Origin of the sequence: Mesorhizobium sp. Cs1299R1N1, from assembly GCF_037179655.1 — a bacterium.
GTDB classification, from domain to species: domain Bacteria; phylum Pseudomonadota; class Alphaproteobacteria; order Rhizobiales; family Rhizobiaceae; genus Mesorhizobium; species Mesorhizobium salmacidum.
In genome coordinates this window covers 350,464-364,781 of the sequence record NZ_JAPYKR010000002.1, presented here as the reverse complement: position 1 = coordinate 364,781, position 14,318 = coordinate 350,464, and the positions used below count along the sequence as shown (strand labels likewise).

Genomic DNA, 14,318 nt, shown 5'->3' with positions numbered 1-14,318 from the left:
AGGTTGCACCCTATCCCGCCGGCGTACGCTTTCCGCCGCGAGGGTTTCCTCAGGCTGAACGCCGCGTTCCTTCACCTGTCCCGCCGGCGTATCCCGGCCACAGAGCCTGCCGCCGTTTCAAGCGTCGCTTGCCAAGCAGTTTTTCCTTTCGCTGCGAGGATTGCTGTTCCACGTCTGCATGCGTGGCCATGCCATCGGCTGTCCGAAGTGCCATACGGGCGGCATGAAAAAACCCGGCGGTTGCCCGCCGGGTTTTCGATTTCAATCAGGCAGCGCCTGTTAGAAGGAGCGCTGGAAGCGGAGCATACCGCCGACGCTGTTCTTCTTGTCGGCATTCGTCCAGTTCGAGAAGCCCACATCGTCGAAATGACCTGCGTGCAGGTAGTCGACTTCGGCCGTGACCGTGAAGCCGGGAACGACGTCGTAGGCTATGTTTGCTGCGATGCTGAGGTTCTTCCAGTCGTCATAGCCCGCCTGGGCGTTGAACGAGGTCTTCTCGTTGAACTTGTAGGTGCCACCGCCCCACACTGCCCAGTTGCCGCCCCACTGCTTGTAGAAGCCGCGGCCACCAGCCGGGAGCGCATAGGTAGGATCGTTGTAGTTGTCGTCGGTGCCGTAGCCAGCCATGATCCACAGCGACAGTGCGCTGGAGACATTCACGTCCAAGCGAACCTTGCCGGCGACTTCTTCGTAGTTGCTGTCATAAGCGACGACACCGGTGATGGCGCCCCAACCCTGCGTCCACTTCACGCCGCCGACGACATGCGGAACGTAGCTGTCGATCGTGCCCACGCCGTAGGAACCAAATTTGCCTGCACCCGAACCTTCTTCGAGCGAAACCACCGCCGAGAAGCCGTTGCCGGCGTCGAAGTAGTACTGCACGACGTTGGTGTCGAAGTCGCCGTAAGGAACAAGCGTATCCTGGATCACGTTGCCGGCGTAGCCGATGAACGTGTTGAAGGCCGATTCGTCCTTACCGACGCGCAGGCCGCCGAGCTGGATCCAGGCGAAGTTCAGCGAGGGGCTCGAGTTGCCAGCAGGATTGCCATAGTAGCTGGCATAGTTGTTGGCATTGTTGAAGTTCCACCGGGTCTCGGTGTAGGTCTTCAAGGTGCCGAGCTCGGTTTCCTGGCCGGTCCATGTCTTCAGCGTGAAGCGGGCCTTCTTGCGCCAAGTCTCCTGTACGTCACCGTCCTTCACGTCACGGGACTTCGCACCATCGAACGAACCGACATCACCACCCTGGATGTCGTAACGGATGTAGCCGCCGATGCGCAGGCAGGTTTCGGTGCCGGGGATGTAGAAGTAGCCAGCGCCGTAGACGTCGCAGATCTTGACGTATTCAGCGGGTTCCGGCTCGGCGACGACGACGGCGTCGGCGGCGCGCGCACCGGAAACTGCGATCAGGGCCGCAGCGGAGCCGAGAAGAAGGCTCTTGATGTTCATTTTCTGACCTCCAGTCAAAAGTTAAAAAACGGGTCTGGGTATTCTTTGCTGAAGGACAGCGTTCCCTGCCCCATCCCCACTACCGAAAAAGATGCGCACCGCGCCGCTTCCTCGAAACCGACATTACCCATGAGCCGGCGGCGTTCAACAACGATCGTACTGGCGAAAGGACAGTTCGGCTGCTATCCCCCAGCGTTGTTGCACAAATGACACGATTTGGCCTCACTCAGAAAGCTCTCGTTAACTATCGGGCCCGCCGCAACCGCCTATGTCCGGCCGAATCCGGCGGTCGGCCGACGGAATCATGGCAAGGCCTAAGTCGTCTGCCAGGGAATTGCCGCGGAACCGCCGCATCCGAGGAAAAGCCGATGTTCGGCGCGCTCACACTTTTCCATGGAATGACGCGGCCTTGTTGATTGTGCCGGCGCTTTCTTTGCCCAGCGGCGCAACGTGGCCGAGCGGACTCGGCGGCTGCGCCTCTGGGAATGTCAACGTCCCCTCCAGAACCTCCGCGTGGGGCCGATAGAGCGGCCCATGTAGTTCCAGCCAGCCATAATCGACAGGCAGTTGGGCAGCCTTGCCGTCGCGTCCTCCTCTTGGCGAACACCTGGTACGGTCAAGCCATCGGTGCCGCGCCGTGCCGCTCACGCGCGGTCCTGCGGATGATTTCCGCGATCTCCGGGCTGCTGCTGCACAGCATCTGGAAGTCCGCCGCGTGCAGCGACAGCAGTGAGACCGCCGTTGCGGCGCTGACGGTCGCCGAGCGCGGTTCGCCGCTGATCAGCGCCATCTCGCCGAAGAAGGCGCCAGGGCCAAGCTCCACCGGGTTCGGCGTCGCGACGCTGACCCGCCCCTCCACAACGAAGAACATCCGATCCCCGGTCTCGCCCCTGCGGCAGATCACGGCGCCCGGCGGCAAATTACGAGGTCTCAACGCGCGCACGATCTCGACCAGCGTGGCCGGGCCGAGCTTCTGAAACAACGGCACGGCGGCGACCAATTGCCAATTGCGGACGAAATCCTCGCGACGGATTTCTTGATAGAAGCCGGAGGCAAGAATGCCGGCCCAGAGCGCGAAGACGCCGATGCCACACATCATGACCGCCCCGGCAAGGAGGCGGCCGGCGAAACTTTGCGGAATGGCGTCGCCATAACCGGTGGTGGACAGCGTGACCACCGCCCACCACATTGCCTGGGGGATGCTGCCGAACTTTTCCGGTTGGATGTCGCGCTCGATGACATAGGCCGCGAGCGCGACACCGAACAGAACGACGCCGAAAAGCGTGGTGACGCCGATCAGGTTGCGCGCTTCGTTGGCCAGCACCCTGCCCAGTACCGGGAAGAACGTCGAGTCGCGCAGCGGTTTCAGCAGCCAAACAGCACAGTAAAGGCTCCGGTCGGGCGTGCCTTCGAGCAGAAATGCAGCGAGTGGAACCAAAACCGCAAGCATATCAATGGCGATTGCCGGCGTCCTGTCCCGAAGGTCTCCCGCCCAGCGCTTGAGCAGCGTCTCGGCCATCTGCAGAAGATAAGCGCCCCAAATGACCGCCAGCACGGCAGTCAGAGCCAGCCTGCTTCTTCCGGACATGTCCGGCATCGTGAGCGCAGCCACCGCCAGCAGCCCGGGCGCAGCCAGCACCGCGTTTAGCGGCGCGTAAATTCTCAAGAAAGGCAGGACCGACATTCTGTGCCCACGAGCGGATGCTATTCCTCCAGAATAGGATGCCTTCAAGGCAAGCGCAAAGGTGGCTCTTTCGCTGGGATGTTCATCACGAGGTGAACTCAGATGGCCTGAACGTAAACCGACAGGCCGCAACCGAGAATGGCCCATCCGGGCATTTGCAACAGGTTTCAACTGTTCCAGGGAGCCGGGCCGACGAGTTCAAGGCCGTAGAGATGCCCGGCCTCGAAGACGGCCGGCATGTCGGCAATGGAGAGGGTGCCGGCGGCGACACCCAAGAAGAGCGCTCCGATCCGCCTGGTGTCACGAGCGTGAGGTTCCCCCCGGCCCGTCACCCACTACCCAAAACGTGTGCGGCACGCCAGGCGGCGGGAAGATCGAGCTGCCCGGCCCGCCGCGGGTTATTGCGCAGTCGAGCCAAAACTCATGCTGGCCTTCCACCAGTTGCAGGACCTCGTATTCATTCTGATAATCGTGGACGAGTGCCATCGGCTGCTTGCACGCGGCCCTCCAACATTCCCAGCAGCCGGCTGTATCGGCCCTGGTGAGGGTGATCCGGAACATTTTATCCACATCCCAGGAGACTCTCGTCTAAGGGCGCGAACTGACAACTGCCACGTCCATGGCTGGTTCCTTTGGTTCGGCTTGGTGATAAGGTCTTGCAGAGCCAAGAAGAGATAGGCACTGCACCGGTGAGAGGAAGCGCATGTTCGTATGGGTTATTCGCTATATAAATCGCAGCGGTGGATCTCAATCTGCTGCGCGCGTTTGATGCGCATGATGCTTGAGAACAGTACGGTGCGGCCGACGACTGGATTGGTCTCAGCCAGAGCCGGCGGTCAGGTCCGCAATTGGCCAAGTGCTCCGCATCACTCGAGAGGCGCTGTTCGTACGCGACGGCAACGGCATGGTTGTGATGTTGCGTGCGCTCAAGTTGCAGGAGCCAGTGAGGTCACCGCTGACGCAACTCGAGGAGGCACTGTCGAGGTTTTGCGGCTTCAATCCCAGCCGCTCTGAGCGGACTTGGCGTATACAAAGCGATACGATCCATGAGATCCGATTCTCTTGCGGTCGTCCCGCCCAGTCCAGAATGAGGCGGCCTACCTTGACTTTGTGGTCCAATGACTGAGTACCCGCGCCTTAAATACAGCATGCAAGCCGTTCGCAAGGCAGGCGACCGGCTGGCCAAACCTATGCAGTTCGGACAAGACACCACCGCCGGCCAGTACGTGGACACGATGCGGATCTTCTCAATCGCCAATAGCTGGCGCGACTCGCACTTTCTGCCGATGCGGAGCGTTCGGTTCTCTGTCGGTCACCACATGAAAGCCCTGCGATTGAAGGGCGACATGGCATCGCGTCCGAAGCGTCTGGCATCCATTTGTCGAAAGCTTCGAGAGTCCACCACCAATTTGGATACAATGAACGACATCGGCGGCTGCCGAGCGATCATGCCCGACATTAAAAGTGTTCGCTTGCTTCTCGAATCGATGCGAGACAAGTTCCCTCACGAGATACACTGTCGGGAATTTAACTATATCGATGAGCCGAAGCCGGACGGCTATCGGAGTCACCATATTGTTCTGCAGTACCGACCCAGAGCTGCCGAGACTGAGGCTTTCGAGGGACGACGCATCGAATTGCAAGTTCGGACCACACTTCAGCACTCATGGGCAACTGCAGTTGAGGCCGTCGGGCTATTCCGGCGCCAGGATTTGAAGCACGGAAACGGCGAGCAGGATTGGCTACGCCTTTTCCAGCTTATGTCGGCGGAATTCGCGCATGTTGAGCAGTGTCCCATTCATGTCGGTGTTCCGGATCACGATGACCGAGTGCGGGAATTGCGGGATATTAACAGGCGTCTAGGTGCGACAAGTATACTGGAAGACATCACGAATCTTACCCTCCACTCAGAGAATATCGAACAGTCGGCGGGACATTTTCGGCACCATTTGTTGGAATATAGCACGGATCAGAGCGTCACCGCCCAACCATTCCGAACTCTTATGTTGGGTGCGCGGAAGTTGGAAGATATAGAGAGGAAAATCGCGCTAAGGGGGAGTGATTTGACGGCTGTCTTGGTTGAGGTGGACAACGTCGAAAAGCTTGTCAAAATATACCCGAATTACTTCGGGAACGTTTCATTGTTCGCCCGCAGTCTGAAATCCATCTGCTCGGGAAAGGCGGCTGTCGAATACAGAGTAGCCCGCACCGGATGGTAGCTCGGAAGCCCTGCGAAACGCCCGATTATGGTTGCCAGCAGCTTTGACTCAGTTCGGCGATCGGTGGCCACCGTATATGGCTGGAAGGGGGCCGCAAGCGGACTGTCCCTTTGCAAGAAGAATCTGTCAACGATCTGAATAGCCCTGTCAGTGGCGAGCGACCGGGCTACTCTAATCGCCCACCTGGCATCCCAGTGAGGGCATTGTTGCGCGTAAAAAGCACACCCTATGCAGAGTTGGGTCTCGACGATCTCAAGTGTTTGGATGACGCGTTGCTCGACTTCGAGGCGTCGAAGCCAGTCCCGGTTAGGCCCCAACCCACAGTGCGATCACGATTCGGGCAGTCCCAACAATCGCCCCGTGTACAGCTTTGTCCGCAATCGTGGGGGGAAATCCTGCTTCGACAATGGTGCGAATGCAAAATCCCGGTTCCAGCTCCAGCGCTCGCGCACAAATCGGCCTCGCCTCGTCCATTCGTCCCGCAAGTGCCAGCGCCCACGCCTGACACATAACGAACGTGCCAAGACTGGGATTGACTTGAGCACACTTTGCCCACTGCGCCGCGGACTCTTCGTATCGCCCTTCGTGGAGCGGGTGGGTCCCACCGAAAGCCAGTTGAAAACGATTGGAAAAAAACGACAGCCGAGAGTCAAGCCTAATCCAAATGGTGGACGCTGGGCAGCTTCTTTTGTGATTGGCTGCGCCAGCCTGAGGATGGACTGAATTCGGAGCCGTGCGACGCGCATCAGGAGAATTCTACATTTTCTCCACCGCCAGTTGGCGCGTCGGCTCGCGGGATAGAGCGACGTCTATACACGAAGGCACGTAAGTTAGACTTCTCTAATGTTTGGAGAAAATGTCAAGACGACCGCTTGTCAGCCCCGCCGACGGTCGACCTTCCGCCACAATGTCGAACAGCTCACGAAAACGGGACGACCCTTGCCAGCCACGGTCGGTATATGGCCGAGATCTTGCCTGGCCGGAACCCGACGATGTGCGCTCAAAGGAAGATCTATCAGCATGTCGGGTACATCGGAACTTGTCCTCAGTGCGATGCGAGGCGCCCTGCTCGGCTTTGCGGTCGCGGCCCCCATCGGTCCGACCGGCCTTTTATGCGTGCAGCGCACCATCGCGGGCGGCATCGGGCCGGGTCTGGCGACCGGCTATGGGGCGGCGACCACACACTCGGTCTATGCCTCCATCGCTGCCGCCGGGCTCGGGGCAGTGGCGCAAGTCCTGATGGGCTGGCACATGCTGCTGCAGCTCTGCGCCGGCATATTCCTGCTCTACATGTCGCTGACGGCGGCACGGCTGACGCCATCCCTGGACACGGCGTTGCAGCGTCGCATGCCGTCGGGCCGGGCCTATGTGACGGGGCTGATCTGGACGCTGGGCAATCCGATGACGCTGGTCGGCTTTCTCACGCTTACGCCGGGAATCCTGGGCGCCGGCATGCCGTCCTGGAAAACCCTGGCGCTTGTCTCGGCCGGCGTGCTGCTCGGCTCGGCGGCCTGGTGGACAACGCTGACACTGGCCACCAACCATCTGCGCAAGCGGCTGAGCGCGCGTGGGCTGCGTTATGTCAATCTCGGCTTCAGTTCGGCCCTGCTGATCTTTGCGCTGTCGCTGTTCGCAAGCGCCCTGCGCGCTTGAGGATTTTTCGCGCCCCAAAACAAAGAAGATCGAGCGGTCGATGTTATCTTGAAACGAGGAACAGCTCGAACGCTCGCGGCTACGGCTTTGTTTTCGTCTTCGGCACCACGGCCATGGAAGGAGCGTCAGGCGGCGGGCCCGCATCGTCGGGCTTCTGTTGTTCGGCCACCGGCGTGGCGGGCGCCTGCGGTGATCCCGAGGTGAGGTTCACCGACACGCCGTAGATTTTCCACTGACGGTTCGCCGGCTCGAACAAGAGCTCGAAATTGACCTGCATCGGCACGGAAGGGAAGAAGCCCGCCATGTGCAACATGCCGTTCGGCTCGATCTGCGGCAGCAGGGTCAGTTGCGGTTCCAGCACCGCGACCGCGCCGAAGTCGAGCGCCTGCTTGCGCTGGTTGGCGAAGACATCGCCGAGCCCCGCTGCGCTGTTGGCCTGGAAATTCGGTGAGCCGAGGTCGCGCAGCACGGTGTAGTTGCCGGTCTTGTTGGCCTGATCGAGCGCCAGGAGCGTGCCGCGGATCAGGATCAGCACGCCGTTGCGGTCGATGCTGGCCGGGCGGGCCGCATGGACCTTGTCGCCCTTATCGGTCTTTTTCGTCTGCGCCCACGCAACGCCCGGGGATGCCGTCATCCAGCCGGCCGACAGCAAGGCAGCCACGGCGGTCAGCGTCACCCGCCCTGTCGCTGAAATGTGTAGGCGCTTCATGTGGCCTCTTGAGATCGAATCGAGCCGGCGGCAGGCGATACTGGCGACCGCATCTGTGGGAACGCGGCCGCCAGCGGCCCCCTCGCACTCGTGATCAGTTCAGCGTCCACGACGCCCCGAGGCTGACGCCGACGTCGCCGCGATTGGTGGTCGCCGCCAGGGCGGCATTGAGCCGGAAATCCAGACTGGGATTGTAGCCGAGACCGAGCGCCAGGCCCGATTGGCCCTTGAAGTTGCCGAAGCCGCCGGCCAGCGACAATTTTCCGGGCCTGTCGTCATAGCGCAGCCCCGCCGTCGCCAGAGCCAGCGCGGTGCCGGCACGAGCCTCCGTGCGGGTTTCGCTGATCTGGTCGCCGAGATTCTGGATACCTGCTTCAAGCGCGCCGACACGTCCGTCGAGCTGGGTGATGTTGGCGGTGTTGGTCGTTACCCTAGTATCCAGGTTCGCGAGCTGCGTGGTGTGCACCGCAAGCTCATTGGTGTTGTTGGTGATGCGCGTCTCATGATTGGCGAGTTCTTGGGTGTTGGAGCTGATCTGTGAGGTGTTGTTGGTGATGCGCGTTTCGTGGTCGGCGAGCTCGGTGGTGTTGGCGTTGATCTGCGTCGTGTGGCTACTCACCGTGCTGTTCAGATTGGCGATGGCGATGCCGTTCTGGGCGACCTGGGCCGGCAGGTTGGCAAGCGTCGCGACATCGAATGTCGAGGCCGCCAGATTGCCGCCGCTGTCAGTCGTCACCAGATAGGTGGGGCCGGTCTGTGCGGCCTTGCTGGCTGCCGAAGCAACACCGGTCAGCGTGTAGGTGTTGAGGCCATTGCCAAGCATGACCTGATTGTCGTGCGTCGTTGTCGCGCCCACGCCGATGGCGACCGAGTTGTTATAGTTGGCCTTCGTGTCGGCGCCGATGGCAACGGCATTCACTGCATTTGCCTTGGCCGCGTTGCCAAGTGCCGTGGCGTTGCCGCCGTTCGCCTGAGCCGAACTGCCAAGGGCCGTGGCGTCCCCGGCATTCGCCTGGGCCGAAGTACCAAGCGCTGTGGCATTGGCCTGGCCAACCGCGCTGGTTCCGGCCTGGGCTCCGGTACCGATGGCCGTTGTATTCGCATTGTTATAGTCGGTGGTCAGACCGCCCGCGTTCGGGTCGTAAACAAGTCCACCGGCGCTCGCGTTGAGGCCGAGCGCCACGCTGTTGTCCCCGAAAGCACCCGCGGCATCACCTATCGCAGTCGAGAGGAAACCATCGCTATTGGCGGATCTTCCGCATGCCGTGCCGCTGGGTGACGTCTGCGCGAAAGCCGCTCCACCATCCGCACCATTGAAATCCTGGCAGATGACTCCTGCCGCGCGCGCGGCGCCTGGCGCCAAGGCGACAAAGCCGGTGGCCGCGACCGCCACCATCACTGCTGTCCCGAGAGCCGGCACTTGGGAGGATGCCAGCTCGCCGAAAACCGCCGTCGCGGCGGATCCAATGCTTTTTCGCACCTGGCGCCTAATCGCGATTGTTCTGCTTTTTGTTCCAGCCCCAGCGTCTTCCGATACGCTCACGCATCCAACCGTTTCTGCAATCACGTCCAAAGCCCTCGCTTCATTGCCTGACAATCGACCAAGTCGTCCTGCCGGCGGCAGGCGGTCCCGCGCGATGGCCGGGCCGGGCGGGAGGTGCTCCGGCTGGGCTGACAATCAAGCAGTTGCGCACTTGACGGTTGTGCTGCCGTCCCCGAACCGCACTCGCCTTGCAAACACCGATGCCCCCAAATTCCGCGCAGGACCGCAGCACCCGACCGGCGCAAACGAACACAAAGAAAATGCCGCGTCTTCCACCATTCGGTGGATAGCGACTGCCAGAGTTCGGTGGTACCGCCCAATGCTGGATCACCATCTCCGTCGGGAGATAATGGGGCTTGCCCAATCCGGGTCATGTGTTCATCTTATTGCGATGCAACAAAGATTTTATTGCCGTGCGGCAAGGGTATGGTGCGATGCGATCTCCTCTCTCCATGGCTCAATTGTCCGAACTGATCGGGCTGATCTACGACGCCGCGATCGATCCCTCGCGCTGGGCCGTCGCCATTGAAGAGATTCGCATCGCGCTCGATTTCGAGAACGCAGCCCTCAACCTGCAAGCGTTGCCGTCGGGCGAAGTGCTGCTCAACGTGACCAGCAATATGCCGCAGGACTACGTCGACCGGATCGCGGACTACGCCGTTGACATTGTCGACCAGTGGGGTGGGCTGGCGGTGCTATTGGCGCTGCCGATGGATCAGCCTGCGGTGATGAGCCGCGTCAATCCAGAGGCAAGTGCGACGAACCGCTACTCGCTGGAGTGGGCCAAACCGCGGGGGTTGGTCGATGTCATGGGGCTGGGACTCGCTCGCGACGAGCGTGGTTTTGGGTCGCTGGGCCTTGGCCGTCACGAGAGTGCGGAGCCGATCGGTGAATATGAGATCGAGGCCGCCCGATTGCTGATCCCCCATCTTCAGCGCGCCGCGACGATCAACCGGCTGCTGGACATGGCGGCGATCGCCCGGTCGACCTTCCAGACGGTGCTCGACACGCTGACAGCACCGATCTTTCTCACCACCGCCGACCTGCATGTCGTGCATGCCAATCCAGCTGCCCAGGACATCGTCGCCTCGGGCGAGCTGCTGAACATCCGCAACGGGGTTCTCAGCGCCAACGTCGCCGCCGTGTCCAGCGCGCTGGCCGTCGCGGTGTCCCAGGCGGCGCAGGACGAGAGCGCCATCGGTCGCAAGGGGTTGGGAGTTCCAATACGCTGGCGCGACGGCTCGGCCGGGGCCCTGCATGTCCTGCCGCTGCGCCCGGGGCGCGGGGCGTTCGATGCCAGCGTGGTCGCGGCGGTGTTTGTCGCACGCGCGGATACGCCCTTTGTCGCGCCGACCGCGCTGGTCGCGGCATTGTTCAGCCTGACGCCGGCCGAGGCGCGCGTCTTCGAGCAGATCGCGGCCGGCCGCACGGTTGAGGAGACGTCCGATGCTCTCGACATCGGCCGCAGCACGGTCAGGACGCATCTGCTGCGGTTGTTCGAGAAGACCGGCGTGCGGCGGCAGGCCGAGCTGGTTCAGCTCGCCGCGTCGCTCGCGTCGCCACTGGCTGGCATGGCGTAGAAAAGAACTCAAGCGGCCCGGCCGCGAGAATTCATTTCAACCAGGCAGTCCGATCCGCAAACCAACTTGCTCGATCACGCTGGCAAGCGTTGTCTTTTTGATCTCAAGCGAAATTATCGTCTTCGCGCGCGCAGCCGGGATGAACAATTCTTCCTCGCTGTATCTGCTCAGGAACTCCGCCACGGCCGACAATTCGGCACCCTTTACGCAGATATTAATAATGCTGTGCGACGGCCGCTTTGCGATTCGCTCAGATAAGATCTGCAGGGGCCCGCAAGTGCAGTCACAATATCCTTCGTCGTAGTGATAAATACATATACAATGCTTGTATTGCGGACAAACTGTATTACATTCGCAATCGTCCTCAATTGTCATCGTATTCTCCAAAAACTAGAAATTTATGGGGTGCCCATCGGATCTGGGACAGAGGTGGACGCAGACCACCACGAAAAGAATTTCGGGTCATCCACCGTTCGGTGGACAGGGACGGTCCCAGCCCGACGATTTCGCCCCCACCCGGCGCCCGTGCCGCGATGTGAGGGTGGGCGCGCCATAGCCGCCACATCCGCCTCGGCGGCAAGCCGCCAGTGGCTTTTTTCCAACAAACGCCGTCAGGCCTCTGTTCATTTGCTATGCGTAGGAATGTGCATATATTGTGCGTATGAGAGGTCGGAGAATTGTCATGGTCCACGCACAGCTCGCACGATCGAAAGTGGTTTCAGGCTTTATCGATAGCCTGCAGGAGCCGCGCACACCTTATATCTCACCGAAGCGCCTGTCACAGGCGCTGGGCGTGAAGGTTGCCAATTTGGCGCAGTTGACCGGCGTCCACCGCAACACACTCCGTAACCCGTCGTCGGAGCGCCTGCAGGGCAGGATGCGCGAGATGGTGAAGGTGATTTCGGCCGCGACGGAACTCACCGGCGACGTCAACAAGGCGATCTTTTGGTATCGCAACGAACCGATTGCCGACTATGGCCATCGCACGGCGGCCGAGCTCGTCGCGGACGGCCAGGTCGAGGCGGTGCTGGCTTTTATCCGGGATCTCGAGAACGGGGCGCGCGGGTGAAGATCACCCGCATCGGTCCAGACGAAATCTTCCATCGCTATCTGACTCCCAAATGGGCTTTCCTGCCCATCAGCGGTGCGGGCGCGGCGATCGATGGCGGGCGCTTCAATCGGCCAGGTGTCGAGGCGCGCTCTATCTGTCCCGGTCGACCCAGACAGCGCTCGATGAATACAGGCAGGGCGGCGCCAGCATTGTTCCGCCAGCCACCCTCGCCGCTTACAAGATCACGCTTGCCGAAGTTGCCGATCTGTCGCAGGGATTCGACCCGGACATCTGGGACGACGCCTGGAAGGAATGGGATTGTGCCTGGCGCCACATCGCTCGCATCGACAAGAAAATCCCGCCATCGTGGAAACTTGCGGACATGGTCATCACGACCGGGCTGCGCGGTATTCTGTTCCCGTCGCTGCGTCATGCCGGCGGCACCAACCTGGCGATCTTTCCGGCCAGTCTTGTCGACGGCGATCATGTCACGGTCCATGATCCCGAACAACGGCTACCGCACGACCAGTCGTCCTGGTCCTGAGTCATCGACTCGCTCTGTGGTCGCAACGCGACAACGCCCGCTCACGACACTTGGTCCTCAACGACATCACCCTCGCCGTCCGCGTTAGCCAACCCGGCCGGAATGCCGCCGGCCACCAGCTTCTCCTTCGACAGCAGCCCGGCGTCCTCGAGCGCCTCGAAATCCGGCAGCTGGCGCAGCGTGTCGAGCCCGAACTGCGACAGAAAATTTTTGGTCGTCACATAGGTATAAGGCGCCCCCGGCTGCGGGCTGTAGGGGCGGCCGGCCAGCTCGGCGCGGATGTCGTCGACGATCAGATCGATATTGCAGTTTCTTCCCACCACCCGCGCGAGGACACTACGTGTCACCGGCTCGCTGGCGGCAAAGATTACAGCTTCGACGCGGCCCATCCATTCGCGCCAGCGTAGTTCTGGCGGCAGGTGCTCGAGCTCGGTGTCCAGCAGTGCCGGCTGCTCGTTTGGCTTGCGACGGGCGGACGCTTCGCCCATCGCTACAGCCCAAAAATCCGGAACGAGGATCGGCCGGAGAGCTCGCGCACCGCCTCGAGCTGTTGCAGCCGTTCGAACAGGCGCCGCGCCGCAAACCGCGACAGGTTCTTTGTCACGAGCGAGCCGGAAACGGCATCTTCATTGAGGAGCAAAAAAGTCACATCGCCGGCGCCTTTCGCGCGCAGTTTCGGCGCCACCGCTAGCAGTTTTTCGGCGCGGCGCGACAACTCGGCGGCCAGCCGGCAGGCCTCCGCCGCCGCTTGAACCAGGGCGACGCAGACCGCCCGCTCAAAGCTTTTTTCGCCCGGCCGAATTCTTTTGCCGCCAACTTCAGCGCGGAAGGCCGGCGAAAAAACCTGGGTCATCAGCAGCGGCAGCGACCGCGGCCAGCGCAGGCTGTGCGCCAGCACGCCCAATCCTCTGACCCCTTGTTGCGATTCAGGTCACGCAGCCTGCGTAGGTGCTGCGCCGCGCGTTCTGGGATCGGCAACATCTGCGCCTTGCCGGTTGTAGGCTCGCAACCCCATCCCCGCGGTGCCGCGCTGGCAGGTCATGGTCAGCCACCACAGTCCGGCAAGCACGCCGGCTCCCACGCCAGGCTTGTTCATGATGCGGCCTGGCATTGGCTTCGTCAGATAGTCCTCCGCGAGCAAGAGGCTGCGCACCACGTCCTCTATCTCCGGTTTCCGGTCCCTCGGCTTGATATGGTAGGGGCCATACAGGAGCTTCCACCAGACATCTCTGTCAGACAGGCCTGACTTCTGAGACTGGTAGCGCAGGCACCAGTCGAGTGTGCTGCGGGTGTAGGTGACAACCTTCTTCGCCACGCTCACGCCGTACGTCTCGGCGCACTTGTCGCGGATGTCCTCGACCTGCCCCTTCGTGACATAACAGGCTGGGGTCCTCTTCAGTCCCTCGCACTCAGGGCGAGCGAAGGCGCCGCGGAGATCCTTCACCCCATTCGGGGTCAGATGGTTCTTTACCCCTTCCTTGGTTCGGGCCTTGATCACTTCCTCGATGCATTCGCCGAACGTCCAGGTGATCACTCTCGGCTTGATGGAATCGAGAGCCTCTTGATGGCCTTTCCCGGCGTGCCTGCCTATCAGGTATGGCTCGACCTTCTTCGGATCCTCAGCGAGCAGCGCCTGCACCAAGCCGCACAACCGTTCCGGAGACATAGGCAACAGTTTGTACCTAAGACATGTTTGTAGCTAATACATGGGTGACAACCTCGTGCCGAACGGGTTGTCGATGGTCTGCAGGGTCCTCTGTTCCAAGTCTATGTATCCCAGATCACAATGCATGAAGCTGACGAGCCATATGCCGTCGTCGAAGGTGGGTCCATTATCTCACCGATGAACTTTGATGCGTGGGATGAAAAGAAACAGGGTGCATTGGCGT

At 61.3% G+C, this 14,318-nt stretch carries 13 protein-coding genes and 1 pseudogene; 5 read left to right on the top strand and 9 right to left on the bottom strand.

Annotation, left to right across the window (positions count from 1 at the left end):
• Window positions 1-279: 279 nt before the first annotated feature.
• From O7A70_RS05170 to O7A70_RS34160, 3 genes are all read right to left on the bottom strand, one after another.
• Window positions 280-1,446 (bottom strand): porin, encoded by a 1,167-nt coding sequence (locus tag O7A70_RS05170; RefSeq protein WP_337139410.1) that lies wholly within the window; start codon window positions 1,444-1,446, stop codon window positions 280-282.
• Between the two features lie 616 nt (window positions 1,447-2,062).
• Entirely contained in the window at window positions 2,063-3,130 is a 1,068-nt protein-coding gene (locus O7A70_RS05165) for a cyclic nucleotide-gated potassium channel (protein WP_337139408.1), read from the bottom strand.
• Window positions 3,131-3,430: 300 nt separating this feature from the next.
• The gene (locus tag O7A70_RS34160) at window positions 3,431-3,616 is read right to left on the bottom strand and encodes an AraC family ligand binding domain-containing protein (protein WP_442921158.1); all 186 of its coding nucleotides are present in this window, start codon (window positions 3,614-3,616) and stop codon (window positions 3,431-3,433) included.
• A 632-nt stretch (window positions 3,617-4,248) separates the two neighbouring features.
• Here O7A70_RS34160 and O7A70_RS05160 point away from each other — a divergent pair.
• Both O7A70_RS05160 and O7A70_RS05150 read left to right on the top strand, forming a co-directional pair.
• Window positions 4,249-5,349, top strand: coding sequence for a RelA/SpoT domain-containing protein (locus O7A70_RS05160; RefSeq protein WP_337139407.1), 1,101 nt, complete (start codon window positions 4,249-4,251; stop codon window positions 5,347-5,349).
• A gap of 1,020 nt (window positions 5,350-6,369) precedes the next feature.
• Window positions 6,370-7,002: a LysE family translocator gene (locus O7A70_RS05150; RefSeq protein ID WP_337139406.1), complete on the top strand. Its 633-nt coding sequence runs from the start codon at window positions 6,370-6,372 to the stop codon at window positions 7,000-7,002.
• Between the two features lie 79 nt (window positions 7,003-7,081).
• Here O7A70_RS05150 and O7A70_RS05145 read toward each other — a convergent pair whose 3' ends face one another.
• Together O7A70_RS05145 and O7A70_RS05140 are read right to left on the bottom strand one after the other, a co-directional pair.
• Entirely contained in the window at window positions 7,082-7,636 is a 555-nt protein-coding gene (locus O7A70_RS05145; protein WP_442921167.1) for a hypothetical protein, read from the bottom strand.
• 169 nt (window positions 7,637-7,805) lie between these two features.
• The gene (locus tag O7A70_RS05140; RefSeq protein WP_337139404.1) at window positions 7,806-9,107 is read right to left on the bottom strand and encodes a YadA-like family protein; all 1,302 of its coding nucleotides are present in this window, start codon (window positions 9,105-9,107) and stop codon (window positions 7,806-7,808) included.
• A gap of 503 nt (window positions 9,108-9,610) precedes the next feature.
• On the opposite strand from O7A70_RS05140, the gene O7A70_RS05135 reads away from it, so the two are divergent.
• On the top strand, window positions 9,611-10,834 hold the full coding sequence (locus tag O7A70_RS05135; RefSeq protein ID WP_337139402.1) for a helix-turn-helix transcriptional regulator: 1,224 nt from the start codon (window positions 9,611-9,613) through the stop codon (window positions 10,832-10,834).
• Window positions 10,835-10,870: 36 nt separating this feature from the next.
• Here O7A70_RS05135 and O7A70_RS05130 read toward each other — a convergent pair whose 3' ends face one another.
• Window positions 10,871-11,209 (bottom strand): hypothetical protein, encoded by a 339-nt coding sequence (locus O7A70_RS05130; RefSeq protein ID WP_337139401.1) that lies wholly within the window; start codon window positions 11,207-11,209, stop codon window positions 10,871-10,873.
• Window positions 11,210-11,516: 307 nt separating this feature from the next.
• Here O7A70_RS05130 and O7A70_RS05125 point away from each other — a divergent pair, with 307 nt between their 5' ends.
• The gene (locus tag O7A70_RS05125; protein ID WP_337139400.1) at window positions 11,517-11,903 is read left to right on the top strand and encodes a hypothetical protein; all 387 of its coding nucleotides are present in this window, start codon (window positions 11,517-11,519) and stop codon (window positions 11,901-11,903) included.
• 52 nt (window positions 11,904-11,955) lie between these two features.
• A complete protein-coding gene (locus tag O7A70_RS05120; RefSeq protein ID WP_337139399.1) occupies window positions 11,956-12,429 on the top strand; it encodes an RES family NAD+ phosphorylase in 474 nt (157 codons plus the stop codon).
• A 41-nt stretch (window positions 12,430-12,470) separates the two neighbouring features.
• Here the strand turns inward: O7A70_RS05120 and O7A70_RS05115 are convergent, their stop codons facing one another.
• The 3 genes and pseudogenes from O7A70_RS05115 to O7A70_RS05105 all read right to left on the bottom strand — a co-directional run bounded on the left by O7A70_RS05115 (window position 12,471) and on the right by O7A70_RS05105 (window position 14,071).
• Window positions 12,471-12,917 (bottom strand): hypothetical protein, encoded by a 447-nt coding sequence (locus O7A70_RS05115; RefSeq protein WP_337139398.1) that lies wholly within the window; start codon window positions 12,915-12,917, stop codon window positions 12,471-12,473.
• Window positions 12,918-12,919: 2 nt separating this feature from the next.
• Window positions 12,920-13,327: pseudogene (locus O7A70_RS05110) on the bottom strand (DUF1403 family protein); the annotation flags it as partial.
• 33 nt (window positions 13,328-13,360) lie between these two features.
• Window positions 13,361-14,071, bottom strand: a complete 711-nt coding sequence (locus O7A70_RS05105) for a hypothetical protein (RefSeq protein WP_337139396.1) — start codon at window positions 14,069-14,071, stop codon at window positions 13,361-13,363.
• Window positions 14,072-14,318: the final 247 nt, after the last annotated feature.